26 protein-coding genes and 1 tRNA gene are annotated in these 25,731 nt (G+C 68.7%); 15 read left to right on the top strand and 12 right to left on the bottom strand.

The window, feature by feature from the left end; translation table 11 throughout:
* Nucleotides 1-9 precede the first annotated feature (9 nt).
* On the top strand, nucleotides 10-1,239 hold the full coding sequence (locus NOW55_RS00415) for an ATP-binding protein (RefSeq protein ID WP_256398074.1): 1,230 nt from the start codon (nucleotides 10-12) through the stop codon (nucleotides 1,237-1,239).
* 21 nt (nucleotides 1,240-1,260) lie between these two features.
* On the opposite strand, the gene NOW55_RS00410 is transcribed toward NOW55_RS00415, so the two are convergent.
* Nucleotides 1,261-1,794: a hypothetical protein gene (locus tag NOW55_RS00410; protein WP_256398073.1), complete on the bottom strand. Its 534-nt coding sequence runs from the start codon at nucleotides 1,792-1,794 to the stop codon at nucleotides 1,261-1,263.
* 494 nt (nucleotides 1,795-2,288) lie between these two features.
* On the opposite strand from NOW55_RS00410, the gene NOW55_RS00405 reads away from it, so the two are divergent.
* The gene (locus tag NOW55_RS00405; protein WP_256398072.1) at nucleotides 2,289-2,750 is read left to right on the top strand and encodes a hypothetical protein; all 462 of its coding nucleotides are present in this window, start codon (nucleotides 2,289-2,291) and stop codon (nucleotides 2,748-2,750) included.
* Here the strand turns inward: NOW55_RS00405 and NOW55_RS00400 are convergent.
* Nucleotides 2,747-3,382, bottom strand: a complete 636-nt coding sequence (locus tag NOW55_RS00400) for a ribonuclease H family protein (protein WP_256398071.1) — start codon at nucleotides 3,380-3,382, stop codon at nucleotides 2,747-2,749. The genes NOW55_RS00405 and NOW55_RS00400 overlap by 4 nt on opposite strands.
* A 123-nt stretch (nucleotides 3,383-3,505) precedes the next feature.
* Here NOW55_RS00400 and NOW55_RS00395 point away from each other — a divergent pair, with 123 nt between their 5' ends.
* The gene (locus NOW55_RS00395; RefSeq protein WP_256398070.1) at nucleotides 3,506-4,423 is read left to right on the top strand and encodes a DMT family transporter; all 918 of its coding nucleotides are present in this window, start codon (nucleotides 3,506-3,508) and stop codon (nucleotides 4,421-4,423) included.
* A 5-nt stretch (nucleotides 4,424-4,428) separates the two neighbouring features.
* Here the strand turns inward: NOW55_RS00395 and NOW55_RS00390 are convergent, their stop codons facing one another.
* The 3 genes from NOW55_RS00390 to NOW55_RS00380 form a co-directional block, all read right to left on the bottom strand.
* Nucleotides 4,429-4,662 (bottom strand): DUF8028 family protein, encoded by a 234-nt coding sequence (locus NOW55_RS00390; RefSeq protein WP_256398069.1) that lies wholly within the window; start codon nucleotides 4,660-4,662, stop codon nucleotides 4,429-4,431.
* Between the two features lie 75 nt (nucleotides 4,663-4,737).
* Complete coding sequence (locus tag NOW55_RS00385) at nucleotides 4,738-6,345, bottom strand: alpha-2-macroglobulin family protein (protein ID WP_256398068.1); 1,608 nt, start codon at nucleotides 6,343-6,345, stop codon at nucleotides 4,738-4,740.
* A gap of 145 nt (nucleotides 6,346-6,490) precedes the next feature.
* A complete protein-coding gene (locus NOW55_RS00380; RefSeq protein ID WP_256398067.1) occupies nucleotides 6,491-8,716 on the bottom strand; it encodes a CDC48 family AAA ATPase in 2,226 nt (741 codons plus the stop codon).
* A gap of 318 nt (nucleotides 8,717-9,034) precedes the next feature.
* On the opposite strand from NOW55_RS00380, the gene NOW55_RS00375 reads away from it, so the two are divergent.
* A complete protein-coding gene (locus NOW55_RS00375) occupies nucleotides 9,035-9,292 on the top strand; it encodes a hypothetical protein (RefSeq protein WP_256398066.1) in 258 nt (85 codons plus the stop codon).
* A 117-nt stretch (nucleotides 9,293-9,409) separates the two neighbouring features.
* Here the strand turns inward: NOW55_RS00375 and NOW55_RS00370 are convergent, their stop codons facing one another.
* Nucleotides 9,410-10,165 carry a hypothetical protein gene (locus NOW55_RS00370; RefSeq protein ID WP_256398065.1) on the bottom strand — a complete coding sequence of 252 codons (756 nt, stop codon included), beginning with the start codon at nucleotides 10,163-10,165 and terminating at the stop codon, nucleotides 9,410-9,412.
* A gap of 72 nt (nucleotides 10,166-10,237) precedes the next feature.
* On the opposite strand from NOW55_RS00370, the gene radB reads away from it, so the two are divergent.
* On the top strand, nucleotides 10,238-10,936 hold the full coding sequence (gene radB / locus NOW55_RS00365; protein WP_256398064.1) for a DNA repair and recombination protein RadB: 699 nt from the start codon (nucleotides 10,238-10,240) through the stop codon (nucleotides 10,934-10,936).
* Nucleotides 10,937-10,978: 42 nt separating this feature from the next.
* On the opposite strand, the gene NOW55_RS00360 is transcribed toward radB, so the two are convergent.
* Nucleotides 10,979-12,136 (bottom strand): CBS domain-containing protein, encoded by a 1,158-nt coding sequence (locus NOW55_RS00360; RefSeq protein WP_256398063.1) that lies wholly within the window; start codon nucleotides 12,134-12,136, stop codon nucleotides 10,979-10,981.
* 135 nt (nucleotides 12,137-12,271) lie between these two features.
* On the opposite strand from NOW55_RS00360, the gene NOW55_RS00355 reads away from it, so the two are divergent.
* The 3 genes from NOW55_RS00355 to NOW55_RS00345 all read left to right on the top strand — a co-directional run bounded on the left by NOW55_RS00355 (nucleotide 12,272) and on the right by NOW55_RS00345 (nucleotide 13,913).
* On the top strand, nucleotides 12,272-12,586 hold the full coding sequence (locus NOW55_RS00355) for a lycopene cyclase domain-containing protein (RefSeq protein WP_256398062.1): 315 nt from the start codon (nucleotides 12,272-12,274) through the stop codon (nucleotides 12,584-12,586).
* Nucleotides 12,587-12,798: 212 nt separating this feature from the next.
* Entirely contained in the window at nucleotides 12,799-13,335 is a 537-nt protein-coding gene (locus tag NOW55_RS00350; RefSeq protein ID WP_256398061.1) for an adenine phosphoribosyltransferase, read from the top strand.
* 50 nt (nucleotides 13,336-13,385) lie between these two features.
* Nucleotides 13,386-13,913, top strand: coding sequence for a DUF21 domain-containing protein (locus NOW55_RS00345; RefSeq protein WP_256398060.1), 528 nt, complete (start codon nucleotides 13,386-13,388; stop codon nucleotides 13,911-13,913).
* Between the two features lie 12 nt (nucleotides 13,914-13,925).
* Here NOW55_RS00345 and NOW55_RS00340 read toward each other — a convergent pair whose 3' ends face one another.
* The 3 genes from NOW55_RS00340 to NOW55_RS00330 all read right to left on the bottom strand — a co-directional run bounded on the left by NOW55_RS00340 (nucleotide 13,926) and on the right by NOW55_RS00330 (nucleotide 16,438).
* Nucleotides 13,926-15,323, bottom strand: coding sequence for a receiver/sensor box histidine kinase (locus tag NOW55_RS00340; RefSeq protein WP_256398059.1), 1,398 nt, complete (start codon nucleotides 15,321-15,323; stop codon nucleotides 13,926-13,928).
* 204 nt (nucleotides 15,324-15,527) lie between these two features.
* Nucleotides 15,528-15,602: transfer RNA gene (locus NOW55_RS00335), tRNA-Val, on the bottom strand.
* 110 nt (nucleotides 15,603-15,712) lie between these two features.
* On the bottom strand, nucleotides 15,713-16,438 hold the full coding sequence (locus NOW55_RS00330; protein WP_256398058.1) for a PKD domain-containing protein: 726 nt from the start codon (nucleotides 16,436-16,438) through the stop codon (nucleotides 15,713-15,715).
* A 114-nt stretch (nucleotides 16,439-16,552) separates the two neighbouring features.
* Between NOW55_RS00330 and trpD the strand changes: the two genes are divergently transcribed.
* Genes trpD through trpG form a run of 4 tightly spaced genes read left to right on the top strand, consistent with a single transcriptional unit; the run spans nucleotide 16,553 to nucleotide 20,449 of the window.
* Nucleotides 16,553-17,557 (top strand): anthranilate phosphoribosyltransferase, encoded by a 1,005-nt coding sequence (trpD, locus tag NOW55_RS00325; RefSeq protein ID WP_256398057.1) that lies wholly within the window; start codon nucleotides 16,553-16,555, stop codon nucleotides 17,555-17,557.
* The gene (locus NOW55_RS00320) at nucleotides 17,554-18,216 is read left to right on the top strand and encodes a phosphoribosylanthranilate isomerase (protein ID WP_256398056.1); all 663 of its coding nucleotides are present in this window, start codon (nucleotides 17,554-17,556) and stop codon (nucleotides 18,214-18,216) included. Before trpD ends, NOW55_RS00320 begins: the two co-directional genes overlap by 4 nt.
* A complete protein-coding gene (gene trpE / locus NOW55_RS00315; protein WP_256398055.1) occupies nucleotides 18,213-19,823 on the top strand; it encodes an anthranilate synthase component I in 1,611 nt (536 codons plus the stop codon). Before NOW55_RS00320 ends, trpE begins: the two co-directional genes overlap by 4 nt.
* Nucleotides 19,820-20,449, top strand: coding sequence for an anthranilate synthase component II (gene trpG / locus NOW55_RS00310; RefSeq protein WP_256398054.1), 630 nt, complete (start codon nucleotides 19,820-19,822; stop codon nucleotides 20,447-20,449). Before trpE ends, trpG begins: the two co-directional genes overlap by 4 nt.
* A gap of 37 nt (nucleotides 20,450-20,486) precedes the next feature.
* On the opposite strand, the gene NOW55_RS00305 is transcribed toward trpG, so the two are convergent.
* Entirely contained in the window at nucleotides 20,487-20,726 is a 240-nt protein-coding gene (locus NOW55_RS00305; RefSeq protein WP_256398053.1) for a hypothetical protein, read from the bottom strand.
* Nucleotides 20,727-21,087: 361 nt separating this feature from the next.
* Here NOW55_RS00305 and NOW55_RS00300 point away from each other — a divergent pair, with 361 nt between their 5' ends.
* From NOW55_RS00300 to NOW55_RS00290, 3 genes are all read left to right on the top strand, one after another.
* Entirely contained in the window at nucleotides 21,088-24,204 is a 3,117-nt protein-coding gene (locus NOW55_RS00300; RefSeq protein ID WP_256398052.1) for an adenosylcobalamin-dependent ribonucleoside-diphosphate reductase, read from the top strand.
* A 45-nt stretch (nucleotides 24,205-24,249) separates the two neighbouring features.
* Nucleotides 24,250-24,381 (top strand): HVO_2523 family zinc finger protein, encoded by a 132-nt coding sequence (locus NOW55_RS00295; RefSeq protein ID WP_256399341.1) that lies wholly within the window; start codon nucleotides 24,250-24,252, stop codon nucleotides 24,379-24,381.
* Between the two features lie 97 nt (nucleotides 24,382-24,478).
* Nucleotides 24,479-25,030 (top strand): response regulator transcription factor, encoded by a 552-nt coding sequence (locus NOW55_RS00290; RefSeq protein WP_256398051.1) that lies wholly within the window; start codon nucleotides 24,479-24,481, stop codon nucleotides 25,028-25,030.
* A gap of 4 nt (nucleotides 25,031-25,034) precedes the next feature.
* On the opposite strand, the gene NOW55_RS00285 is transcribed toward NOW55_RS00290, so the two are convergent.
* Complete coding sequence (locus tag NOW55_RS00285) at nucleotides 25,035-25,709, bottom strand: TVP38/TMEM64 family protein (protein ID WP_256398050.1); 675 nt, start codon at nucleotides 25,707-25,709, stop codon at nucleotides 25,035-25,037.
* Between the last annotated feature and the right edge of the window lie 22 nt (nucleotides 25,710-25,731).

The raw sequence follows: 25,731 nt of genomic DNA, 5'->3' as shown, positions 1-25,731 counted from the left end.
AACCGGCGAATGAGCGACGAGGACGACGGGCTGGCGGTCGGAGACGACGAGAGCGTCCGATTCCCGACGGCGGACGTGCTCACCGGCCGGGGGTTCGTCACCGGGAAGTCCGGCGCGGGCAAGTCGAACACCGCGAGCGTCGTCGCCGAGGAGCTGCTGGAGCGCGGGCGCGGGCTGCTCGTCGTCGACACCGACGCCGAGTACTACGGGCTGGCCGAGCGCTACGAGATGCTGACCGTGGGCTCCGGGGAGCACTGCGACCTCGACCCGCGCGATGTCGAGCCCGACTCGCTCGCGCAGCTAGCGGTCGAGGAGAACGTCCCCATCCTGTTCGATGTCTCGGAGCTCGGCGCGGAGACCGACGAGCTCCTGAAGGCCGTGCTCGACGCGCTGTTCGCCGCGGAGAAGACGGCCAGGCACCCGTACCTCGTGCTCGTCGAGGAGGTCCACGAGTTCCTGCCCGAGCGCGGCGGGTCGGACGACCTCTCGGAGACGCTGATCCGCATCGCCAAGCGCGGACGCAAGCGCGGGCTTGGCATCTGTGGGCTCTCGCAACGCCCCGCCTCGGTGTCGAAGGACTTCATCACGCAGTGCGACTGGCTCGTCTGGCACCGGCTCACCTGGGACAACGACACGGCGGTCGTCGACCGCGTCGCGGGCTCGGAGGCTGCCGAGGACGTGCAGTCCCTCGCGGACGGTGAGGCGCTGGTGATGGCCGACTGGGAGCCGTCGCTCCGGCGGGTGCAGTTCCGGCGCAAGCACACCGCCGACGCCGGTGCGACGCCGGACCTCTCGGAGGGCCGGTCGACGCTGCCGGCCATCGGTGGCGACGTGGTCGCACGTGCCCGTCGGCAGGACGCATCCGGTGGGGGGCCGGCCGACGAAGACGACGCTGCGGACGCGGAGCGAAGCGACCTGCCGGTCGCCGACGAGAGCGCGAGCGCTGCCGGTGGGAATCAGTCGGGCCGGCGGGGCCGACGCTCCCGGCGGTCCGCCAGCGGCGGCGGCGACCTCGCCGAGACGTCGCCAGCCGGCGCGCTCGCGGAGCTGGGCGACCTGGTCGTCCACGTCTTCCGCTTCTTCGTGACGAGCGGCATCTGGGCGGTCGACGCCGTCGAGGAGTGGCTCGTGGACTGGTACGGGGTGCGACGCCACGGCCGGTTGCTCGCCCGGGCGCTGGTCGCCCTCGCCTTCGCCGTCCTGTTCCTGCTCCCGCTCGGACTGGCGACGGTGCTGTGAGCCGGCCCGGACGGGGTGTCCCTACTCCAGCCGACGCCGTCGCCGGAACACGTAGACCGGGCCGGCGACGACCGAGGAGAGCAGCACCGAGACGATGACGACGCCGCCGACGAACTCCGCCGGGCGTGCGATGGTCCCGTCGAGCAGGAGGACCCGGCCGACCAGCGCGGCGGTGACGATTACAGTGCCGGTCGCGGTGTAGTGCATCGGGTTCGGCGACCAGTCGCTCGTCTCGGCGACGTGCTTCGCGTCGTCGTAGAGGTGTCCCGTCGCCGTGGCCGCGACGCCCACGAGTGCGGCCATGAGCCCGAAGCCGAGCAGGTGGGGCTCGCCCCCGCGGGTCGAGTAGAGCAGTTCCTGCCCGAACACGAGCACCAGGGGCAGATACGTGAGGGCGATCGCCGCCGGTGCGAGCAGCAGCCACTCGCGGTACGTGAACGAGGTCGCCTCGCCGCCGACCTGTTCGAGCTGCTCCGCCAACTCCGTCATGTCCAGCGCGTCCACGTCGCTCCGGCTGGACCGCTGCTGGGACTCCTGCATACTGGAGTTAGGCATCGTCTCTCACCGGCTGGTGCCGAGTGCGGGTGCGAGGTCGTCCGAGCGCCGTTCCGTGTTTCCGTCTTCGGTCGGTCAGTTGCGGGTCGTGTTGTGACATGGTGTCGTGACTCCGCGGCGTGACGCTGGCTGCCGCGTGGCCACCTCCCGACGGGACAGCGATGTCTCTCTGTGGGCAAGGCTTATGCCGTCGGAGGGAGAAGACGGTAGTGTCCTAATCCTCCCGTCCCCTCGCGTGGTGTGTAGCCTGTGCCTTAGCACCGTTGCTCCGGAGGGACTTCAATGTTATCTGGCCCAATGAACATATCAATATCTGACATTTAGTGCCACCCTGGCGGAAGTGAATCACATTGTCGCCGCGGCGGTTTCGGGAGCAGAGCGAAAGTGACCGACACCGCCCCATCGAGTACGATACCTGACAGTTGCGGGCCGGTATCTCAAAGAGCGGTTTGTCTTTTCTTCGCACTTTTGGGTGTGTACCCGTACACTCCGGTATGGAGCGCCGTCAGTTCCTCGCCGTCGCCGGGTCGGTCGCCGCCGCCGGCTGTGCCGGCGTCACCCTCCGGAACTCGTCGAGTGGCGACGACGGCGACGCGGACACGGCGCTCACGGTCGACGACGCGCCAGCGACGGACGCGAGGACCGGTGACGCGGCGTCGACGCCGACGCCGGCGGCGGAACTGGAGATCTTCTCGACCGTCTCGGGGACCGTCGACGCGGGGTTCCAGCTGCAGCTGTACGACAGTCTGCGGACGGTCCACGAGCGGACACGAGAGCTGAAGTACGGCGAGCGGGCCTACCTCTCGGGGCGGCTCGCCGAGGACACGGACTACCTGTTCGACCTGAGCGTCGACGGGTCGCTGCTGGTCGAGCGACCGATCTACGCGGGCGAGCGGGTCGTCCTCGAGATCGCCGACCGGCACACGGTCAGGCTGGTCGAGCGACGCCTGCTCTAGTCCGAGGCGTTGCGGTCCGCGCGGGACGGCGGTGGGTACTGCGGCCCCGTCGTCCGCGACGGCTCCACGGGCTCTGGGAGCACGCAGCGGTCCGGCTCCCGGTTGACGTGCCCGTATCGTGACGGGTCGTTGGCCAGCGGGTGCGCCGGGTTCTGGTCCGAGTGGATGCGTGCGGCGCGAGCCTCGGCGAAGCCGGAGATGCGGGCACGGATACCCCGCCAGTGGTTCACGCTGGCGTCGGGGACGTCGAGGCGCATCGTCGGCTCCCAGTCGGGGTGCCGGGCCGCGAGCAGTGCGTTGTTGACGTTCGCGGCGAGGTCGTCGTGGTCGACGAGGATGCCGACGCGTGCCGTCGGTGGTGCGCGTGCGGCGAGTACGTCGAGTCCGAGGTGGAGTGCACGGTACTCGGCGACGTTGTTGTCCGGCGGCGAGTCGGACGACGCGACGCGGGCGACACGCGTGCCGTCGCGTGTCTCGATGACGGCACCCAGCCCGCCGGGACGGTCGTCTCTGTAGGAACCGTCTGTGGCCACGTAGAAGTCTCGATGGTGCGTTTCGGGCGGGTGGGCGATATGCGGCGTCGGCGACTCGTCGAACAGGTCCCGCAATGCGGGTCGGCCGTGGGCGGCCATGACTGACGTATAGACGAGGGTTCGTATAAATCAACCGGCTGTGTCAGACACCCACACGCATGGATTGGGGCCGAATTCCCCGGAGGGGAAAGCCCTGTTACCGTCCATGCACTCACACGTGACGTGTCCCGGTACCGCAACGTCGCGCTGTTCCTGCTGCTGGCGGCCGTCTGGGGGAGCGCGTTCATGGCCATCAAGGCAGGCGTCGAGTTCATCCCGCCGGTGCTGTTCGCCGCGCTCCGGTACGACATCGCGGGCGTGCTGATGCTCGGCTACGCCGTCGTCGCCGTCGACGACTGGTACCCGACGACGCGGGCGGGCTGGATGGAGGTCGCCATCGGCGGCGTGTTCATGATCGCGGCCTACCACGCGCTGCTGTTCGTCGGGGAGACGGGCCCCGTCAGCAGCGCCGCGGCGGCCGTGCTCGTCGCGCTCTCGCCCGTGCTGACGACCGCCTTCGCCCGCCTGCTCCTGCCGAACGAGCCCGTGACCGCCTCGACGTGGCTCGGGATGTTCCTCGCGCTCGTCGGCGTCGTCGTCCTGATGAACCCCGACCCCGGGCGACTGCTGACCGACGCCGTCGTCTCGAAGTCGCTCGTCTTCGGTGCGGCCGCCGCGTTCGCCCTCGGGAGCGTGCTCACCCGGCGGGTCGACGGCGGTCTGCCCATCGAGACGATGGAGGCCTGGTCGATGCTGCTCGGCGCGGCGCTGATGCACGTCCTGAGCGCCGCGATGCCCTCGGAGTCGTTCGCGATGGTCGAGTGGAACCTCACCGCCGTCCTCTCGCTGGCGTACCTCGCGGTCGCCGCGAGCGCGGTCGGCTTCCTGATCTACTTCGACCTGCTCGACCGGCTCGGTCCCGTCGAGATAAACATGGTCTCCTACGTCGCGCCGGTGTTCGCGGCGCTTTCGGGCTGGCTGGTGCTCCGTGAGCCCATCACGCTCGCCACCGTCGTCGGCTTCGTCGTCATCTTCGCCGGCTTCATCGTGGTGAAACGACGCGCCGTCGCGCGGGAGGTCGAACTGCTCGGCACGAGCTAGCGCGCTCAGGGGTCGTACCGCTTGCCGACGACCAGCGCGAGCGCGTTCCAGGCGAGCAGCACGAGGAACGCGGCGGTCTTGAGCGGGCTGTCGAGTCCCCACACGAGGAGTGCGAGGTTCACGACCGGGAGCGAGACGGCGCTCCAGAAGCCGACCATTCGTACGGACCGGGGGACCGACCGGGAGACGCTATCGATGGGACTCTCGGGGAGGCGGCCCAGGAGGGACTGGCCCGACATCGTCAAGTGAAGCTACCGGACGCAGAAACTTATAACCAGCAGAAACTGTTTTTTGTTCAGGTGGGAACGTAGCCGTTAATTACTGGTCTCTAGCATCCGCTTTCCCCACGCCTCCGGCGGCCGTGTCGCGGACTCGTTCCCGGTCACGGTGATGGCCGTTTCCGCCGCATCACGGCCCACCGCGACGGTCTGGACGTACTCGCCCGGCGGGAGGTCCGACAGCTCGACCGTGAACTCGACCCGGGTCGACCCGTTCGGGTCGAGGTCGACCGTGCGGGAGGCGAGCACCGCATCACCGATTCGATATGTCACCGTCTCGGGCTCGCGAGCGTTGCCCTCGTTCGTCACCGTCGCGGCGACAGTGACCGTTCCGTTGTGCGCGGCGGTCGCCGGCGCGTCGAACCCGGTCACCGCGTAGTCGGCTCCGACGACCGTGAGGTTCGTCCGGTCGGAGAGGAACCGCTCACGTGGCGTCTCGGGCGCGCGAGCGACGGCGGACACGTCGCCAGGCACCTGGAACCGGATGCGGAGCTGGCCGTCCTCGTCGGTCAGGTAGCGCGTCCCGAACAGCTCGACGGTGCCCGCGACCGGCTCGCCGGTCGTCGCGCGGGTGACCGTGAACGTCACGCGTTCGCCCGCCGGTACCGTCGTCCGGCTCACCGCGAGGTCGAGCCCGACCAGCCGGGGCCGCACGTGGAGGCTCGCCGTCCCGTCGGCGAACCGCACCGCGTCGGTCCGCGGCGCCGAGGCCGACACCGTGTACGTCCCGCTCTCGTCGAACTCGACCGGGACGGTCCCGTCCGGGCCGGTCCAGGCGCTCCGGTTGTCGACGGCCACCGAGGCGTTCACCGGCTCGCCCGTGTCGGCCCGCGTGACGACGACGGTCACGAGGTCGTCGACGCTGGTCCGGTCCGACGAGAGCGTCAGGTTCAGGTCGACCGTCCGCCGCTCGACCGAGACGGGGATGCGGACCGCGGTGAACCGCTCGGTGTCCGTGCGTTCCTTCTCCACCCGCAGCTCGTACCCGCCCGCCGTGTCGAACGAGAGCGTGGCGACGCCTGACTCGTTCGTCCGGACTGTCCGCCCGTCGACGACGACCCGGCCGGTCACCGGCTCGTCGGTGTCGACACGGGTGATCTGCACCCGAAGCGACTCCCCGGTGACGACGGTCCTCGCGGACGCCGACGTCGACAGGTCGACGGTGAATCGACGGACCCGGAGCGGGAGCCGTGCGACCGTGTCGTTGTCCGCCTCGGGCTCGACGACGCGCGCCGTGTACTCGCCCGGCGTCTCGAACCGGACCGTCGCGGTGCCGTTCCGGTTCGTCTCGACCGACTGTCCGGCGACCTGCACCGTCGCGTTGGCCACCGCCCTGTCGCCGGCCCGCACGGTGAACTCGATGGAGCCGCCGGGGTCGACGACCGTCCGGTCCGCGGACAGGGTGACCTCCTCCGGCTCCGGCTGCTCCTGGCCGTCGTAGTCGTAGAACGGGAACACCGGCCCGTCCGAGCTGTTGTCGTCGCCGAAGGGCGGGCCGGTGCCGAGCCCGCCGACCATCACGGCGAACGTCCCCAGCACGATGAGCACGAGGATGATGACCTGCGGGTCACGGAGGGGGCGATAGCGCTCGTCCGCCCGGACGGGTGCCGAGCCGGGAACCGGACAGGGTGCTTCCGACGGCATCTGCTCTGGTACCAGATGAACGGGGGAGGAACTTAAGCGCGTCTGCCGATTGCGGACGACGGCGGGAGGACACACTGCGACAGCGGCCGTAGCCGTCACTGTCGGCGCGGAAGACGGAGAGGATTGCTGGAAGCCGATGAGAGGGTTACTGGAAGCCGATGCGGCCGCCGCGACGGTCCGGGCCGACGTCCGCGGTACCGCCCTTGAACTCGTCCTCCATCTGCTCGTAGTAGTCGAGGATGTCCTCGGTGATGGTGGGCCGGACGTTCTCCATGGCCGAACGGAAGTGGCGCATGTCGACGGACTCGGCGTCCTCGTCCTCGCGCAGGGCCTCGATGGCGGCCTCGCGGGCGATGGACTCCAGGTCGGAGCCGACGTACCCGTCCGTGAGCTCGGCGAGCTCGCGCAGGCTCACGTCGGTCGCGAGCGGCGTGTCCTCGGTGTGGATCTTGAGGATCTGCTCGCGGCCCTCGACGTCGGGCTGGCCGACCATCACGAGGCGGTCGAACCGGCCCGAGCGGATGAGCGCCGGGTCGATCATGTCCGGACGGTTGGTCGCGCCGATGACCATCACGTCGCCCATCTCCTCCAGCCCGTCGAGCTCGGTCAGGAGCTGGTTGACGACGCGCTCGGAGACGTTCGACCCCATCTCGCCGCCCCTGCCGGGCGCGAGCGAGTCGAGCTCGTCGAAGAAGATGACCGTCGGGGCCACCTGCCGGGCCTTCCGGAACGTCTGCCGGATGGCCTTCTCGCTCTCCCCGACCCACTTCGAGAGCAGCTGCGGGCCACGCACGCTGATGAAGTTCGCGTTCGTCTCGTTGGCGACCGCCTTCGCCATCAGCGTCTTCCCAGTGCCGGGCGGACCGTAGAGCAGCACGCCCTTCGGCGGGTCGATGCCCATCCGCTGGAACTTCTCGGCCTGGTTCAGCGGCCACTCGATGGACTCCTCGATGTTGTCCTTGGCGTCCTGCAGGCCACCGACGTCGTCCCAGGTGATCTTCGGGAGCTCGACGAGCACCTCGCGCATCGCGCTCGGCTCGACCTCGTTGAGCGCGCCGCGGAAGTCCTGGCGCTTGACGATCATCCGGTCGATGAGGCTCGGCGGGATGTCCTCCTCGTCGAGGTCTATCTCGGGGAGGTACCGGCGCAGCGCCTTCATCGCGGCCTCCTTCGTCAGGCTCTCGATGTCCGCGCCCACGAAGCCGTGGGTCTCGTCGGCCAGGTGGGAGAGGTTCACGTCGTCCGACAGCGGCATGCCGCGCGTGTGGATCTGGAGGATCTCCTCGCGACCCACCTCGTCGGGCACGCCGATCTCGATCTCGCGGTCGAACCGGCCGGGACGACGGAGCGCGGGGTCGACGGAGTCGACGCGGTTCGTCGCCGCGATGACGATGACCTGGCCCCGGGCCTCCAGCCCGTCCATCATCGTCAGCAGCTGGGCGACGACGCGGCGTTCGACCTCGCCGGTCACGTCCTCGCGCTTGGGCGCGATGGAGTCGAGCTCGTCGATGAAGATGATGGAGGGCGACTCCTCGCTCGCGTCCTCGAATATCTCGCGGAGCTGTTGCTCGGACTCGCCATAGTACTTCGAGATGATCTCCGGGCCAGCGATGGAGAAGAAGCTGGCGGAGGTCTCGTTGGCGACCGCCTTCGCGAGCAGCGTCTTGCCCGTGCCGGGCGGGCCGTGGAGCAGCACCCCCTGGGGCGGCTCGATGCCGAGCTTCTTGAAGATCTGGGGGTGCTTCATCGGCAGCTCGACCATCTCGCGGACCCGCTGTATCTCGCCCTGGAGTCCGCCGATGTCCTCGTACGTGATGCCGCCGCCGGTCTTCTCGAAGCCCGAGATGGGCTCCTCGCGCAGCTCGACCTCGGTGTCCTCGGTGATGAGGACGACGCCCTCCGGCTCGGTCTCGACCGCGATGAGCGGGATGGCCTGGCCGGGCGAGCGCATGAAGGGGTGGTTCGTGCTCGACATCACCGGGACGATGTCGCGCTCGACGACGGGCCGCTTCAGTATCTGTCGCTTGACCATGCCGGCCGCGTCGGAGCCGAACTGCACCGACGCCTCCTCGGGCGGTGCGAGCACGAGCGTCTCCGCCTTCGTCGCCTCCGCCTTCCGGATTGTCACCCGTTCGCCGATTCCAACGTCAGCGTTCTGACGGGTGAACCCGTCGATGCGCACCGTATCGGTGTTCCAGTCCTGCCGGTCCGCACGCCACACCTTGGCCGCGGTGGTGTCTGCACCCTCGATCTCGATGATGTCGCCGGGACTCAACTTCAGATGTAACAGCGTATCCGGGTCGAGCCTGGCGATACCGCGCCCCGAGTCGTTCGGGTACGCCTTGGCAACCTCCAGTTGAACTTCGTTCATGATTCAGGCTACGGGGATGGTGTCCACTCCGGTTCGTGGCCCGATATGTCTTTTGCTACCGGGGCCAGCGGACCCGCCGGCGACGTGATACTGCGCCGTAACGACGCGTGAGAGACGGGTCGATACGCCCTACACCCTGCTGGCCTCGTGATGCCCGTGCTGGAGGCGTGGGTGACGGTCACGCACCCAGCCATATGATGCATACATAGGCATATCGCCACACACCTTAGTCCATATTAATACTCTTTAGCCCCCCATACATTTTTTCAGCTAACCTTATATGGAATGCGGACGAGTTCTCCTGATAGGTACGAGGCCATGCCCACCGAGAACGACACCACCGGGGAGCGCGAGACCATCTACGACCACCACCCGTTCAACTTCGGCATCTGGAGACGTGCAGCGCCCGTCGCCGACGCCGAGAACGATGCGGAGGCCGAGGCGACCGACGGGACGCCGACCGCCATCGCGGACGGCGGTGTCGCCGTGACCACGGACTGCCCGTCGTGTACCGGCGACCTCGTCAACGTGCAGGGCGTGCCCGCCTGCTGCGACTGCGACTGGACCGCCCGCTGACTGGGTCGGCCGCTGCCGACACGCGACCGGCTGCCCGACCGGGAAACTCGACCTGCCAGCCCGACCGGGGGGTGGAAACCCCACGGAGGCCGGCGTTCGCGGTTCGTCCCCTCTCTCCTACTCTTCGTCTGGGTCGGCGTGTCGCTCCAGGGCCTCCTCGATGCTCAGCTCGCCGGCGGCGACCCTGCGCGCGAGCACCTCGTCGATGGCCCGGTTCTCCGTGGACTGTTCGCGCGAGCGGTCCTTGATGATCTGGAGCTCGCCGGCGGTCGGTTCGATGTCCCGCTTCTCGACGACCTCGCCCTCCAGACGGGCGATGTTCACCGCCGCGAGCACGTCGCCCATTCCGCGTGCACCGGTGCCGAGGTACGGCGTCGTTCCCGTCTCGTCGACGAGTTCGACGCGCACGTCCTCCAGCTCGTTGACGATGGCCGCACCGTCGAGCCGCGCGCCGTCGCCGACCCTGACCACGGGGTCGGCCGCGTCGGCCACCTCGGCCCTGACGACGGCGGCCGCGTCGTCGCGGGGCACCTGGAACGCCGCGACGACCGTGTCGCCGGCGAGCACCGCGATGCCGGGCTTGCGACCGGGGTCGACGCCGACGACGGTTCGGCCGTCGCCACCGCGGAGATACGCGAGCGCGGCGTCGACCGCGCGCCGCGGCGCGTCGGGCGACGCGCGGACGACGTGAACGGGGGTGCGGTCGCCGTCCGTTCCGGTGTCCACCTCCTCGTCCTCGCCGACGACGACCACGTCTGTCCGCTCGGGGAGCGGGTCGCCCGGCTCGACGGTCGTGAACGTCACCCCGCGGTCCCGCAGTTCCGTGACGACCTCGTGGTACAGCTCGAAGTCAGCCGTCGCGACGACTATCACTCCCCGAACTTCCGTGCGGGCGGGCTTAATGCCTTCCGTGGACTTTTATCCGGAGCCGCCCCAGGGGCAGACGTGACCGAGAGCATCACCACCGGGTACGAGCCGTTCGACGGGCTCCTCGGCGGCGGCTTCGATCGGGGGACCGTCTCGCAGGTGTACGGCCCACCGGCGGCCGGGAAGACCAACGTCGCGCTGGTGACCGCCGTCGAGACCGCCGCGAACGGCGGCACCGTCGTCTACGTCGACACCGAGGGCCTCTCGCTCGACCGGTTCGAGCAGGTCGCGAGCGCCCGCGCCGAGCGCTCCGACGAGGAGCTGGCCGACATCACGGACCGCATCGTGATCGAGGAGGCGCTCGACTTCGAGGAGCAGGAGGAGGCCGTCCGCGACGTCGAGGGGTTCGCCGAGCGCGCGGACCTCGTGGTGGTGGACTCAGCGACCGGCTTCTACCGGCTCAAGCGTGGCGAGGACGGCGAGGCCGGCGACGCGCTCCGGAAGGTCGGCAGACAGGTGACCCACCTGCTGTCGCTCGCGCGCCGGCACGAGTTCGCCGTGTTGCTGACCAACCAGGTGTTCAGCGACCCGGACAGCGACCGGACGCGGGCGCTGGGCGGCAACACGCTGGAGCACTGGATGGGCACCGTCGTCCGCATCGACCGCTTCCGCGGCGGGAACCGTCGGGCGACGCTGGAGAAACATCGAGCCAAACCCGCCGGTGAGTCGATACAGTTCGAGATAACGGACGCCGGCATCGCAGCGACCGAGCTGTGAGCGGCTGGTCGAGGTGAGGTGGTCAGCCCCGCAGGGACCGACCTACAGCTCGTTGAGCTTCCGGGCGAGCTGGCCGCGGTACTCCTCGTCGGACCGGTAGCTCTTCATCTCGAGGACGTTGCGCTCTAACTTGTCGAGTGCGACGCGGAACGCGCTCTCCGCGCCGTAGCCCTCGCCGGAGCCGGCGACCTGCCCGTCGGTCGTCCGCACCCGGATCTGCGAGTAGATCAGCGGCGTGCCACGGAGCTTCTCCTTGTGCTGCTGGAAGCGGACGTGGACGTGCATCACCTGCATCTTCTGGTACTTGTCGAGCACGTCCGTCAGCGAGTCGCGGATCGTCTCACGCGAGAGCGTGTCCAGCAGCGAGATGTTGGTGATCTGGACGTCCATGTGCTCCTCTTCGGTGAACGTCAGCGCACGCAGCACGTCGGTCTTGGTGACCACGCCGACGACCCGGTCGTCGTCCTCCGGGTCGACGACGACCAGGCCACCGAGGTCGTCCTCGAGCATTCGCGAGACGGCCTCCTCGACGGACTCGCCGAGGGTCGTCGTCTGGACCGGACTGGTCATGATGTCGTACACCGGGATGTCGAGCATCCGGTCGGTGTCGCCGGCACGCTCGCCCCGGGTCGACTTGGTCATCCCGCGGATGACGACGTCGGCGACGTCGTGGGTCGTGACGACGCCGGTGAGCCCGCCGGAGTCGTCCAGCACCGGCAGTCGCGAGATGCCGTGCTCGCGGAGCAGGTTGACGACCGTCCCGAGGCCATCGCTGTCGTTCACCGTGACGGGGTCGTCAGAGTAGATCTGCCCGACGTCGAGCGCGTCGAGGTTTTCGATGACAGCCTCGAGGATCGCGTCCGCGGTGACGATGCCCCAGAGGTTGTCACCCTCGAACACCGGTGCTACCTTCACACCACCCTCGACGAGGACACGTGCCGTCTCCCGAATGTCCTCGTAGCGCTCGACCTTCGGTGCCGGTGCGTTCCGGCTCGGCTTGACCAGCGCCGCGACCTTCGCGTCGTCCTCGACGTGCGACTGGATGATCTCTCGCTCGGTGAGAACCGCGTCGTACTCGCCATCCCGGGTGACGATGATGCCCTTCGGGTTCTCCCGCTCGAACAGGGAACGGACCTTCCCCAGCCGGGTCTTCACGTCGACTTCGATGAACTCCTCGGTCGCAATATCAGAAATATCCATAGTACATCTGTAAGTTCCGCCCGACCGGTCTTGAAGATACCGCCAATTCTCACCGGTTCGTGCCCAGTCCCCCGGTCCCGAACACCCGCGCAGACCGCCCTGGGAACCATGTCGCTCCGGTCCCTAGCCCCCGACATGCTCCCGGACATCACCGTCCTCGGCCCGTGGACGTACCTCGCGACCGAGGTCGTCTTCGGCACCGCTGCACTCCTGTTGCTCCTCCGGGCCGACGCCCTCGCCCGCGCAGGCCGGACCATCGCCGTGCTCTACCCGGTCGCGTACGTCTGGGACTGGTACACGCTGGAGGTTGGCGTCTTCTCCATCCCCATGCGCACCGGCGTCGAACTGCTCTGGATCCCCATCGAGGAGCACATCTTCATCGTCGTCGTCCCCGCCCTCGTGCTCGGCATCCACGAGAACCTGCGGCTGCGGGACGAACGGCGGGACTGAAGGTTTACGATATTCGTGAACCTCCACGGGCGGCAGCGAAGAACCAGCCGGGGCGCGCGGCTGGCGAGACGACGCGAGCGGTCCGCGGGGCGAGGCTGTCGGCCCTTTCCCGCTGGTAGTACCCCGGGCCACGCATCCACCGACAGCGACTCACGAGAGCACGAACGGAAATCCACGCAGTTTTACCCGCTACCGACAGACAACGCATCAACATGGACGCCCTCGAACGCTCGGTCCACGAGGCCCCAGTCATCGACCGGAACGGACGGCCGTACCTCGTCCACCCCATCAGCAACGGCATCCCGACACTCGATCCGCACCTCGTCCGCGAGGTCGTCAACGGCATCTGCCAGGTGGCAGACCTCGCCGACGCTGACGTCATCGCGACGCCGGTGACGATGGGCGTCCACGTCTCGACGGCGGTGTCGCTCGTCTCGGACATCCCGCTGGTGGTCATCCGCGACCGGCAGTACGGCTTCGACGACGAGTACGCCTTCGACGCGGGCGACGACCGCCTCTACCTGAACGACGTCGAGGAAGGCGACGACGTGCTCGTGCTCGACGACCTGACGAACACGGGTGCGTTCGTCGCGGCCATCACGGAGGCACTGGAGGAGGTCGGCGCGAACGTCGTCGACGTGGTGACGGTCATCCGGCGCGTGGAGTCCGAGCCGGTGCCGATGGGCCACGAGGTCAAGAGCCTGCTCGACGTGCGCGTGAGCGAGGACGGCGTCGAGATCGTCGACTGAGCGACTCCCACTCACCGGGGTTTCTTCTCCGTGTGGCGGGAGGGGCTGGTATGGTCGCGCTTCCCCTCGTCCCGCTCGGCATCGTCGCGGTGGTCGTACTGGTCTGTCTGAGTGCCTTCTTCTCCTCCAGCGAGACCGCCATCTTCTCGCTCCCGGTCGAACAGCTGACCGAGCGCGCCACGGCGGGCGACGGGCGGGCCGCACAGCTCGCCGAGCTGCGCGAGGACCCCCACCGGCTGCTCGTGACGCTGCTCGTCGGCAACAACGTGGTGAACGTGGCGATATCGAGCATCACGACCGCGATCCTCGTGGAGTCGTTCTCGACGGGCGTCGCCGTGGTGCTGGCCACCGTCGTCGCGAGCGCGACGGTGCTCGTGTTCGGCGAGATCGTCCCGAAATCCTACGGGCTCGGGAACGCGCTGTCGTGGGCGCTCCGAATCGCCCGGCCGCTCCGCGTGGTGGAACTGGTGTTGCTCCCGCTCGTCGTCGTCTTCGACGTGGCGACGCGGCGGCTCAGCGCGGCGATCGGTGGCAAGAGGGGCATCGAGGAGCAGTACGTCGAGGAAGACGGACGATAGCAGTCGCTCGCGTCAGGTCTCGTCGAGGGCCTGCTCCTCGGCCGCGCTGTCGGCACGCGGCAGCAAGAGCTGGACGCCCTCCGTGTCGAACTCGATGCGACCGCCCATCAGCACGGTCGCCCAGCGCACGAACCAGAGACTGATTCCTTCACCGTGGTACAGCGGCGTCTCCTCGCCGCGCTCGACGACGTCGAACTCGGCGGACGACAGCGACGCGTCGGGGATGGAGAGCCGGACTGCCGCCCCGTGGGGTGCCGCCGTGCCGACGCTCACCGTGACCGGTCCGTCGGCGTCGCTGGCCTCCACGAGCACGGTGACGAGTTCCTGGATGACCGTCTCGAGCAGCGCCGGGTCCGCCTCGATAGCGAGGCCGTCGTCGGCCGCCTCGACCTCGATAGCCCGGGCCGGAAGCGACATCGAGTCGACGACGCCCGCGACGAACTCGGTGAGGTCGACCGGCGCGTGGTCCAGTCGAGCGCGGTCGAGCAACCGGTGGAACGTCCGTGCCTTCTGGGCGAGTTCCAGCAGCTCCGACGCCTCCTGCTGTGCGCTCTCGAGCGGTTCGCGGACCGCGTCGTCGGCAGTCGCGCGGAGCGCGTCGTCGACGAGACCCTGGACAATACACATCTTGTTCCGGAGGTTGTGTCGGAGGACCCTGTCGAGCACCTGCAGCCGCTCCTCGCGCTGCTGGCGGTCGGTGATGTCCCGGAGCACGCAGACGTGACCCCCGTCGTCGAGCCTCGCCAGGGAGAGCTCCTCGGGGAACTCCTCGCCGTCGACACGGCGACCGATCGCCCTCCCGGTCCACGCGCCCTCGCGCTCCAGCGTGGGCAGTATCTCCTCCTCGAACCGGGTCACCTCCTCGCTCGGATAGAGCACTCGCCAGTGCTCACCGAGGAGGTCGGACGGTTCGTAGCCGTACTTCGCCGCGTACGACCGGTTCGCGTACACGTACTCGCCGTCGGCGTCGAGGATGCCGATGCCCTCCCGAGCGGACTCCAGCGCGGCGAACCGCCGTCGGCTGTCGGTCACCGCCCACCAGTCGGCAATCAGCTCGCGGACCGCCGCTCCCAGGTCGTAGTCGGCCTCCGCGAGCCGACCGGCGGGCACGTACAGCGTGTTCCGATGCTCCGAGACGCGACTCGCCAGCCCGGCGTCGCCCGCCTCGTCGACCACGACCACCGGCGTCCGGTGGTCGGCGCGGGTCCCGTCGAGCACGGTAGTCGCGTCCGCACCGGCGCAGAGCACGCAGTCCAGCCCGTCGGCGACGTGTTCGAGCAACACGTCCATCGTGGCGACCCGCACGACGGCCGCGTCGTCGAACCCGGTCAGGTGGCCATCGAGGACGCCCGCCGCGTCGCGGTAGACGGCCAACGTGGTCGGTCGCTCCGGACCGGTGGCTGGACACATTTGTTCACTCAGTGGTGGGTATCACCTCCTAAAAGGGTTCTGTCGAGGTACGTAGGGCGGCACCACTGTCTGGTGGGTTTTCAGGGGAAGTGTGTGGGGGGCAGAGTTGAACCACGGTCGCCCCACTGCGCCTGGTTCAACCCCACCTGCACCCATCCTCAGCGACGGGCTCTCGCTTCGCTCGTCGCGTGGGTCGCTGAAAAGTGGGTTGGGGCAGATTTGAACTGCCGGCCTCCTCCATGTCAAGGAGGTGTCATAACCAGACTAGACCACCAACCCGGTGGCGCACTGGTTCTCCGTTGCGTGCACTCGTTCGTTCACCGCTGGTATAAAAAAGGGTTTCGATTGGGGCGGCGTGTGGTGGTCCGAGACAGGGCGACGGCGACGGGTCAGCGGTCGGGGCGCTCCACGTAGACGAACAGCTCCGTCTCGGCCGTCGCGCCGTCGTCGTCGGTGACGGAGAGCGTGACCGTCTTGGGGCCGGTCCGGCGGAACTCGTGTTCGACGACCATCCCGTCGACGACGTAGCCATCGAAGTCCCAGGTCGCAGTGACGACCTGGCCGTCGTCGTCCTCGCTCCCGGTCGCGTCGTAGGTCACGATCTCGCCGGCGGTCACCGCGACGCCGTCGTCGAACCAGCGAGCGGGATACACGTCGGGGACCGCGAGCGGAGCCTCGTTCGGTTCGGCCACGTCGACCCGAAGGCTCCGCCGGGCGACGCTTCCGTCGCTGTAGGCGACGGTGAGGCCGATCTCGTGCGTGCCCGTCGTCGTCCAGGTTCGTGTCACCGCGGGCCCCGACAGCGAGACGGTTCCGTCGATGGACCATGTACACTTGTCGACGCGCGGGCCGCCCGGGCGGACGACCATCGTCGTCATCCGCGCGAGCGCGAACCGGACCTCGCGCCCGACGATGGTTCGGTAGCGGTCGTCCCACCCGGACGGGACGGCTTCGGCACCGTGGACGGCGATCGGTGGCTCGTCTGTGTCGTTCCGCGGGGATGCTCCTTCATCGGCGGCACCGGTCCCGGTGAGGGCGGCGCTGGCGAGCCCACCGGTGGTGAGGGCGCTGGCGGCTGTACGCAGTACGTGTCGTCGGCTGTGGGATGGGGACATCGTGCCCCGGAGTGGCCCCGTTCCCGTACTTGAACCCTGGCACGGTGACGACACGTTTAAGTCGATGTACGATTTTGTACATCGTAAGACTAAACCATACATTGGTGACCCATAATGAAGGAATACATCGAACGTGTGGCCGAGGGGGAGGACCTGTCACAGACCGAGGCCCGCGAGGTCGCGGGCCACGTCTTCGAGGACGCGACCGACGCCCAGATCGGGGCGATGCTGTCGGCGCTCCGCGCGAAGGGCGAGACGGAGGCCGAGATAGCCGGCTTCGCCGAGGGGATGCGCGCGGCGGCACGGACCATCTCGCCGAACCGAACGCCGCTAGTGGACACCTGCGGCACCGGTGGTGACGACTACGACACCATCAACGTCTCCACGACCAGCGCACTCGTCGCCAGCGGCGCGGGCGTCCCCGTCGCCAAGCACGGCAACTACTCCGTCTCCTCGTCGTCGGGGAGCGCGGACGTGCTGGAGGTCGCGGGCGTCGACGTGGCCGCAGAGCCCGCCGCCGTCGAGGCCCAGATAGAGGACGACGGCATCGGCTTCATGCTCGCGACCGTGTTCCACCCCGCGATGAAGGCCGTCATCGGCCCGCGTCAGGAGCTCGGGATGCGGACGGTGTTCAACGTGCTCGGCCCGCTGACGAACCCCGCCGGCGCGGACGCGCAGGTCGTCGGCGTCTACGACCCCGACCTCGTTCCCGTGCTCGGCCGCGCGCTCGCCCGGATGGACGTCGAACGCGCACTGGTCGTCCACGGCTCCGGGATGGACGAGATCGCCATCCACGACGAGACGGTCGTCGCCGAGGTCACCGGCAGCGAGGTCGAGGAGTACACGGTCACGCCCGAGGACCTGGGCATCGAGCGCGCGCCCGTCGCCGCGGTCGCCGGTGGCTCGCCCGAGGAGAACGCCGCCGACCTCGAAGGCATCCTCCGCGGCGACGTGACCGGCCCGAAGCGGGACATCATCCTCGCCAACGCGGGCGCTGCCATCTACGTCGCCGGCGAGGTCGACACCATCGAGGGCGGCATCGAGCGCGCCCGCGAGGCCATCGAGTCGGGCGACGCCGCCGCCCGGCTGGCGGACCTCCAGTCGGCCGTCGCGCAATGACTCGCGTGAAGGTCTGCGGACTCACCCGCGAGGAAGACGTCGACACGGCCGTCGAGGCGGGCGCGGACGCCATCGGCTTCGTCGTCGACGTGCCGGTCGACTCCCCGCGAGAGATATCGGCCGAGCGCGCCACCGAGCTCGTCGCCCACGCACCGCCGTTCGTGACGACCGTACTGGTGACGATGCCCGACGCCCCGGCGCGCACCGTCTCCCTCGTCGAGCAGGTCGAGCCCGACGCGGTCCAGATACACAGCGACCTGCCGCCGGGCGACGTGGCGTACCTCCGGTCACGGGTCGATGCACGCGTCGTCAAGCACGTCGACGCGGCCGCACCGGAGACCGCAGCACGCTACGTCGACGTCGTCGACGCACTCCTCGTGGACTCCATCGGCGAGGACGGCGGTGGCGGCACCGGCGAGACGCACGACTGGGCCCGCACCAGGGCGGCGACCGCCGACCTCGACGTACCGGTCGTCCTCGCGGGCGGGCTCACACCCGAGAACGTCGCCGAGGCCGTCGCGACGGTCGACCCGTTCGCGGTCGACGTGGCCAGCGGTGTCGAGGAGCGCGGCGGCGTGAAGGACCACGACGCGCTCGCCGCGTTCGTCGCCGCCACGCGGGAGTCCCAGGGCTATCGACCGCGGACGGTGGAGCCATGAACGACGCCGGTTTTACGCTGACACCCGACCGCGACACATTCTGCGACCTCGTCGACGCGACCGCCACCGCCGACCGACCGGCGGTCGTGCGCGCACAGACGACGCTCGACGTGGACAGCTCGCCACTGGGCGCGTACGCCGCGCTGTCGGGCGAGACCGAGCACTCGTTCCTGCTGGAGAGCGCGGAGAAGACCGCCTCCAGCGACCCCGACGGCGCGTTCCGGCCCGACGACGGCGACCGTCACGCGCGCTACTCGTTCGTCGGCTACGACCCCGCCGCGGTGGTGTCGATAACCGAGAACGAGACCACGGTCGACGTCTGCGACGAGCGGTATGCGGGACTCGTCGACCCGGACGGTGACGACACGCTCGACACGCTCCGGTCGGCGATGCCCGACGCCGAACCCGTCGGCTTCCCCGACACCGAGCGCCAGCAGCTCGACGGCGGCCTCGTCGGTTTCCTGGGCTACGAGTCCGTCTACGACCTCTTCCTGGACGAGGTCGGCCTCGACAGGCCGGACTCCGACGTGCCCGACGCCGAGTTCGTCCTGACGACGAAGACGCTCGTCTTCGACCACCACGCCGACGAGGTGTCCCTGGTCGTCACGCCGGTCGTCCGCGACGACGAGGATGCCGGTGCCGTCTACGATTCGCTCGTCGCCGAGGCCGAGTACGTCGCTGGCGTGCTCGCGGCCGCCGCCGACCCGGACCCCGGTGGCTTCGTCCGCACCGGTGAGACGGCCGGCTCGCGCGAGGCGTACGAGCGTGCGGTCGGGCACGCGAAGGAGCACGTCCTCGACGGCGACATCTACCAGGGTGTGATCTCCCGGACCCGCGAGCTCGTCGGGGACTGCGACCCGCTCGGGCTGTACGCCGCGCTCCGTGACGTGAACCCGTCGCCGTACATGTACCTGCTCGCCCACGGCGACCGCCACGTCGTCGGCGCGAGCCCGGAGACGCTGGTCTCCGTCGGTGGCGGCCGCGTCACGTCGAACCCCATCGCGGGCACCTGCCGACGCGGCGACAGCCCCGTCGAGGACCGTCGCCTGGCGGGCGAGATGCTCGCCGACGACAAGGAGCGCGCCGAGCACACGATGCTCGTCGACCTCGCGCGCAACGACGTGCGCCGCGTCTCCGAGCCGGGAACCGTCCGCGTCGAGGAGTTCATGAACGTCCTGAAGTACAGCCACGTCCAGCACATCGAGTCCACCGTGACGGGCGCGCTCGCTGCCGATGCCGACGCGTTCGACGCCACGCGCGCCGCCTTCCCCGCCGGGACGCTCACCGGCGCGCCGAAGGTCCGCGCGATGGAGATCATCGACGAACTTGAGGACGACCCCCGCGGCCTCTACGGCGGCGGCGTCGGCTACTACTCCTGGACCGGCGACGCCGACGTGGCCATCGTCATCCGCACCGCGACGGTCGAACGTGGCGCGGCCGCGGACGGGCAGGACCGCGTTCGGGTCCGTGCGGGCGCGGGCATCGTCGCCGACAGCGACCCCGGTGCGGAGTACGAGGAGACCGAGTCCAAGATGGACGGCGTGCTGACCGCGCTCCGGCGCATCGAGCGCGAACCCGAGGAGCCCGTCCCGGAGGTGCCCCGATGACCCGCGTGCTGTTCGTCGACAACTTCGACTCGTTCACCTACAACCTCGTGGAGTACGTCGAGTCGTCGCTGCTCGATTCGGACGCGGAGCCCGAAACGCTCGTCCTGCGGAACACGGCGAGTCTCGACGAGATACGGGCGTTCGACCCCGACGCCCTCGTCGTCTCGCCCGGCCCCGGCCACCCGAAGAACGAGCGCGACGTGGGCGTCACGCCCGAGGTGTTCCGCGAGGTGAGTCCCGACGTGCCGACGTTCGGGGTCTGCCTCGGGCTGGAGGCAGCCGTCTACGCCTACGGCGGCAGCGTGGGGCGCGCGCCCGACCCCGTCCACGGGAAGGCGTGGCCGGTCGACCACGACGGGACGGGCGTGTTCGCCGGCATCGAGCAGGGCTTCTCGGCGGGGCGCTACCACTCGCTGGTCGCCGAGACGGTACCCGACTGCTTCGCCGTGACCGCGACGGCCGACCACGCGGGCGCGGACGGCACCGAACGGCTCGTCATGGGCGTGCGCCACCGCGAACATCCCATCGAGTGCGTGCAGTTCCACCCGGAGTCGGTGCTCACGGGCAGGGGACACGACGTGGTGGACAACTTCCTCGGGCTGGTCGCCGACGCGCGCGGGGGCTGACCGCGCGGGTCGCTTCGCGTCCGGTTCGTCCCGCGCTTCAGAGCGCGGTGAGTGCGGGCGCGACGGCCGCCGGCAGTCCCAGCGGGTTGATGCCGGCGAGCGCGAGCGCGTAGAGGATGATGAGCGCCGCGATGGCGATGACGATGACCTTCACCGCGATACTGTAGGCCACCCGGATTATCTTGAAGATGACCACGAGTGCGACGATCAGGAGCACCGCCGCTCCGGCGAGCTCGACGGTCGACTGCAACGGCAGCAGGGGCATCGGGTCTACCATACCCGGTCCGACACCCCGCGGGGGCATAAGGATGCGGGCGAAACTAATTGGTCCGTAATCATCCCCCCTCGTCTCGTCGCCACAGTTTCACTTTCACTCCGGTTTCCGTGGGGTTATTGATGGTGCCCTACATATGTCTCAGTAGCCACGGTCAGCGGTGGCTCGGGAAGACAGGGCATCCTGGGACAGTGGCGACGCTCCGAAGACAACCGAGCTTTCAATAGGACAAACGAACCGTAACCTGTCCATTTATGACGGGTGCAACAGTAACGAAACTTCGTCTACAAACGATGCAAACGAGACCAAACGGAACATACGGAAACGGCCGACAGGGGGCCGCTGTCGGTGGGGAGGGACACGAATGAGCCGGTCGGACCTGTCCGCCGACGAACTCGAGCTACCGGTCAAGCGCACCGAGGGCGACACCCTCGCGGAGCGCCTGACCGACAACGCGTACCAGAACATCCTGCCGGCGCGATACCTCCGGAAGGACGCCGATGGCGAGCTCATCGAGGAGCAGGAGGACCTCTTCGAGCGCGTCGGCAAGAACATCGCGCTCGCCGAGGCCGTCTACGAGGCCGAGAAGCAGGACGAGACCATCACGGTGACGCCGGCCCAGCTCAAACCGGACCACCCGCGACGGGACGAGCTGGCCGCCGAGGTCTTCGGCACGGGAGTCACTGCCGAGGACGAGGCGGAGACCGAGCTCACCATCTACAACGTCAACAAGTTCGCCTACGACACCATCGTCCCGGAGCTGCCCGCGGACGTCCGCACGCACGTCGAGGACGTCTCCGAGGAGTTCCAGGAGATGATGTCGAAGCTGGACTTCATGCCGAACTCGCCGACGCTCATGAACGCGGGCGACGAGCTCCAGCAGCTCTCGGCCTGCTTCGTCGACTCGCCCGACGACGACATCGACGACATCCACCAGACCGCCAAGGAGGCGGCCCAGGTGTTCCAGTCCGGCGGTGGCATGGGCTACGCCTTCTGGCGGCTCCGCCCCTACGGTGACGCGGTCGGTTCGACCGGCGGCATCGCCTCCGGCCCCATCACCTTCATGCGGACGTTCGACCAGATGTGCGAGACCATCGCGCAGGGTGGGGCGCGACGCGGCGCACAGATGGGTGTCATGCGAATCTCGCACCCCGACGTCATCCAGTTCATCCACTCGAAGAACAAGGACGTCTCGCTCGCCCAGACCCTCCGGCTGAACGACCCCGACGACTACACGCACACCTCCTTCGCGGACGCACTGGAGGAGGCCCGCGAGCTCATCGACGACGAGGGCCGGGTCCCGAAGCACCTGCGCAACGCCGTCGAGGGCCACCTCTCGAACTTCAACATCTCCGTCGGCGTCACCGACGACTTCATGGAGGCGCTGGAGAATGGCGAGGACTTCACGTTCACCAACCCGCGCACCGAGGAGCCCCACGTCGCGACGCCGCAGACGAAGGAGCTCTACGAGATGTTCGGCCTCGGCGAGTACGTCGAGGTCGGCGAGGTCCTGTCGATGCCCGCCGAGGTCGTCTGGGAGGACATCGTCGAGGGCGCACACGAGAACGGCGAGCCCGGCGTCATCTACCTCGAACGGGTGAACAAGATGCACTCGTTCGACGTGGAGGAGCACCCGGAACACAGGATTCTGGCAACTAACCCCTGTGGCGAGCAGCCTCTCGAAGAGTACGAGGCGTGTAACCTCGGACATATCAACCTCAGCACCCTCGCTTCTTTAGACTCCCCGGACTGGAGGGTCTGGTCCGAGCGCCACGCCGACGAGTACGACGACCTCGAATCGGCCGTCGACGCCTTCCTGGAGGAGGCCATCGACGTCCAGGAGTTCGACCGCCGCATCGAGATGGGCACGCGCTTCCTCGAGAACGTCGTCACGATGTCGGACTTCCCGGTCGAGAAGATCGAGCAGAAGGTCCGCGAGATGCGCAAGATCGGCCTGGGCGTCATGGGCCTCGCACAGCTCTACGTCCAGCTCGGCATCGAGTACGGCTCCGACCCCGGCAACGAGGTCGCCCGCCAGCTCATGCGTCACATCAACCACGGCTCGAAGTGGGCGTCCCACGAGCTCGCCGAGGAGCGCGGCTCCTTCGACGACTGGGGCGACTCGAAGTACGCGAACCCTACGGAGTACGCCGACTGGTTCGAGCACCACACCGGGCTCGACGCCGACGAGTGGGAAGACGGCTTCCCCATCCGGAACCACAACACGACGACCATCGCACCGACCGGCACGACCTCGATGGTCGGCAACACGACGGGTGGCTGTGAGCCCATCTACAACGTCGCCTACTACAAGAACGTCTCCGACGACGTGCAGGGCGACGAGATGCTCGTCGAGTTCGACGACTACTTCCTGCGCGTGCTGGAGGCCAACGACATCGACGTCGACGCGGTCAAGGCCGAGGCCGAGGAGCAGATGGCCGAGAACGAGTTCGACGGCGTCGAGGGCCTCGAAGCCGTACCGAACGCCATCACGGAGCTGTTCGTCACTACGCAGGACCTCGCCGGCAAGGAGCACGCCGCCGTGCAGTGTGCCTGCCAGGAGGGCGTCGACTCCGCCATCTCGAAGACCTGCAACTTCCCGAACGACGCCTCCATCGAGGACATGGACGAGGTGTACCGCTACATCTACCGCAACGGCGGCAAGGGCGTCACCGTCTACCGCGACGGCACCCGCTCGAAGCAGGTCCTGACGACGCGTGCGGACAACGCCGACTTCGCCGACGAGGACGAGGCCGCAGAGCAGCTCGTCGCCCAGATCGAGGAGATCTTCGGCGGCATCGAGGGCTTCCTCGACAACGACGACGTGCAGGCCGCACTCGACCGAGAGGTCGCTGGCCTGCTGGAGGCCGCCGACGAGGGCGTCGCCTACACCGACAAGCGCCCGCGCCCGGACGTGCTCCACGGCGTGACCCAGCGCATCGACACCGGCTACGGCAAGCTCTACGTCAACATCAACGAGGACGAGCAGGGCCGGCCGTTCGAGCTGTTCGCCAACATCGGTAACTCCGGTGGCTTCACCGCCTCCTTCACCGAGGCGCTGGCGAAGACCATCTCGACCGCGCTCCGCTCGGGCGTCGACCCCGAGGAAATCGCCAACGAGCTGGAGGGCATCCGCAGCCCGAAGGTCGCCTGGGACAAGGGCGAGCAGATCCAGTCCATCCCGGACGCCATCGGCACCGCGATGCGTCGCTACCTCGACGGCGACATCGAGCGTGCACACTACCCGCAGCAGGCGACGCTCGACGAGACTGCCGCCGAGGAGGCCGAGCGCGAGGCCGCCGCCGAGTCCCGCGAGACCGACGGCGGTGCGGTCGCACAGGACAACAGCGGCGCTGACGACGACACGCAGTCGCTCATCGACGCCGGGGAGAGCCCCGAGTGTCCCGACTGCGGGTCGATGACGCTGTACTACTCCGAGGGCTGCAAGACGTGCGAGTCCTGCGGCTGGTCGGAGTGCTGAGGGCCGGACGACAGTTTTAGCATCCGGTCACACCAAGATGCGGGCGTGACGGCCGACGACGCCCGCGCCGACCGGCGCTGCCCGATGTGCGAGGAGCGACTGTTCAAGCGCCACTGCAAGTACGTCTGTCCGCAGCACGGCGTCGTCGTCGACTGTTCGGACCCGTTCACGTTCTGAGCCCCGGGACCCGTCCGGGCCACGGGCCGCGCAGGTGCTGGCCGAAAGCACTACCTTTGTTGGCTGGTTGTCATCATAGCAGTAGCCCTGACGACCCATGCCACGACCGACGATACTCGTAGTCGACGACGAGGAACGACTCGCAGACCTCTACGCGACGTGGTTGTCCGACGCGTACCGCGCCGCCGCCGTCTACGGGGGCGAGGCAGCCCTCGACGCAGTCACCGAGTCGGTCGACATCGTGCTGCTCGACCGGCGGATGCCCGACCTGACCGGCGACGAGGTGCTCGAACGCCTGCGTGCCGACGGCTACGAGGGCTGGGTCGTGATGGTCACCGCCGTCGACCCCGGACTCGACCTGCTCGAGATGGACGTCCACGACTACCTCACCAAGCCCGTCTCCCGCTCGCAGCTCGTCCGGCTCGTCGAATCCCTCCGGGTCAGGAACCGCTTCGACGACAGCCGCCGGGAGCACGAGGCGGTCTCGAACAAGCTCGCGACGCTGGATGACGAACTCGACGCCGAGGACCTGGCCGAGACGGGCGCGTACGAGCAGCTCGAGAGCCGGCTCAGGGAGGTCGGTGACGAGCTCGCCGAGGAGACCGCCGCCGCCGAGGAGCGGTTCGAGAGCCTCTACTCCGAAGACTGAGTCCCTATTCGGTGGACTGCGCGTAACTTCGATACGCCGGCCCAGCCAGCAGCACCATGGCGGCGGCGACCGTCACGACCCCGAGCGGCAGCCCCACCGAGCCCAGCCCGCCCGTCGACAGCTCCTTCGCCGAACTGCCGACGACGACCGCCGCGAGGGTCCACGGCAGCTCGCCGAGCAGCGTCCCCGCGACGAACGCCGACGTCGGGACGCCGCTGACCGCCGCCGTACAGGAGACGATGTCCGCCGGGATGGGCACGAGCCGCGCGGCAGTCACCCCGCGCACGTGCCCCGTCGCGCCGAAGTAGCGCTCCACGTGTCCCCGTAACCCACCGTCGGGCTCGTCCGGTGTGTCGGTCGGCTCCAGCGTTCCGCCGTCGAACCACCGCGTCGCGTAGAACGGGATGAGCGACGTGCCGACCACGAACGCGAGCGCGACCGGCACCCCCAGGGCGACGCCGTAGCCGTAGCCCACCACGACCGCGAGCAACGTCGCCGGCCACGCGAGGAACGGTCGCACGATGTAGAGGCCGACGAGGACGGCGGCGAAGGCGACCGGGTCGTTCGCTATCGTGGCGAGGTGTTCGAGTGCTGTCTCCGGCGACGTGAGCAGACTCGCGACCACGACGCAGGCGACGACCGCACCCGCCAGCGCCCGCCGTCCAAACTCGACTCGCATCGTCTCCCCGTCGGTCGTCCAC

The sequence above is a fragment of the Haloarchaeobius litoreus genome (assembly GCF_024495425.1).
Lineage (GTDB): Archaea > Halobacteriota > Halobacteria > Halobacteriales > Natrialbaceae > Haloarchaeobius > Haloarchaeobius litoreus.
Note: the sequence above shows the minus strand (reverse complement) of the source record. Positions and strands in the feature narration are given on the sequence as shown.

Coding starts and splice junctions, on each gene's coding strand:
- NOW55_RS00415 (WP_256398074.1), top strand. CDS start 10: ATGAGCGACGAGGACGACGGGCTGGCGGTCGGAGACGACGAGAGCGTC.
- NOW55_RS00410 (WP_256398073.1), bottom strand. CDS start 1,794: ATGCCTAACTCCAGTATGCAGGAGTCCCAGCAGCGGTCCAGCCGGAGC.
- NOW55_RS00405 (WP_256398072.1), top strand. CDS start 2,289: ATGGAGCGCCGTCAGTTCCTCGCCGTCGCCGGGTCGGTCGCCGCCGCC.
- NOW55_RS00400 (WP_256398071.1), bottom strand. CDS start 3,382: ATGGCCGCCCACGGCCGACCCGCATTGCGGGACCTGTTCGACGAGTCG.
- NOW55_RS00390 (WP_256398069.1), bottom strand. CDS start 4,662: ATGTCGGGCCAGTCCCTCCTGGGCCGCCTCCCCGAGAGTCCCATCGAT.
- NOW55_RS00385 (WP_256398068.1), bottom strand. CDS start 6,345: ATGCCGTCGGAAGCACCCTGTCCGGTTCCCGGCTCGGCACCCGTCCGG.
- NOW55_RS00380 (WP_256398067.1), bottom strand. CDS start 8,716: ATGAACGAAGTTCAACTGGAGGTTGCCAAGGCGTACCCGAACGACTCG.
- NOW55_RS00375 (WP_256398066.1), top strand. CDS start 9,035: ATGCCCACCGAGAACGACACCACCGGGGAGCGCGAGACCATCTACGAC.
- NOW55_RS00360 (WP_256398063.1), bottom strand. CDS start 12,136: ATGGATATTTCTGATATTGCGACCGAGGAGTTCATCGAAGTCGACGTG.
- NOW55_RS00355 (WP_256398062.1), top strand. CDS start 12,272: ATGCTCCCGGACATCACCGTCCTCGGCCCGTGGACGTACCTCGCGACC.
- NOW55_RS00350 (WP_256398061.1), top strand. CDS start 12,799: ATGGACGCCCTCGAACGCTCGGTCCACGAGGCCCCAGTCATCGACCGG.
- NOW55_RS00345 (WP_256398060.1), top strand. CDS start 13,386: ATGGTCGCGCTTCCCCTCGTCCCGCTCGGCATCGTCGCGGTGGTCGTA.
- NOW55_RS00340 (WP_256398059.1), bottom strand. CDS start 15,323: ATGTGTCCAGCCACCGGTCCGGAGCGACCGACCACGTTGGCCGTCTAC.
- NOW55_RS00330 (WP_256398058.1), bottom strand. CDS start 16,438: ATGTCCCCATCCCACAGCCGACGACACGTACTGCGTACAGCCGCCAGC.
- trpD (WP_256398057.1), top strand. CDS start 16,553: ATGAAGGAATACATCGAACGTGTGGCCGAGGGGGAGGACCTGTCACAG.
- NOW55_RS00320 (WP_256398056.1), top strand. CDS start 17,554: ATGACTCGCGTGAAGGTCTGCGGACTCACCCGCGAGGAAGACGTCGAC.
- trpE (WP_256398055.1), top strand. CDS start 18,213: ATGAACGACGCCGGTTTTACGCTGACACCCGACCGCGACACATTCTGC.
- trpG (WP_256398054.1), top strand. CDS start 19,820: ATGACCCGCGTGCTGTTCGTCGACAACTTCGACTCGTTCACCTACAAC.
- NOW55_RS00305 (WP_256398053.1), bottom strand. CDS start 20,726: ATGGTAGACCCGATGCCCCTGCTGCCGTTGCAGTCGACCGTCGAGCTC.
- NOW55_RS00300 (WP_256398052.1), top strand. CDS start 21,088: ATGAGCCGGTCGGACCTGTCCGCCGACGAACTCGAGCTACCGGTCAAG.
- NOW55_RS00290 (WP_256398051.1), top strand. CDS start 24,479: ATGCCACGACCGACGATACTCGTAGTCGACGACGAGGAACGACTCGCA.
- NOW55_RS00285 (WP_256398050.1), bottom strand. CDS start 25,709: ATGCGAGTCGAGTTTGGACGGCGGGCGCTGGCGGGTGCGGTCGTCGCC.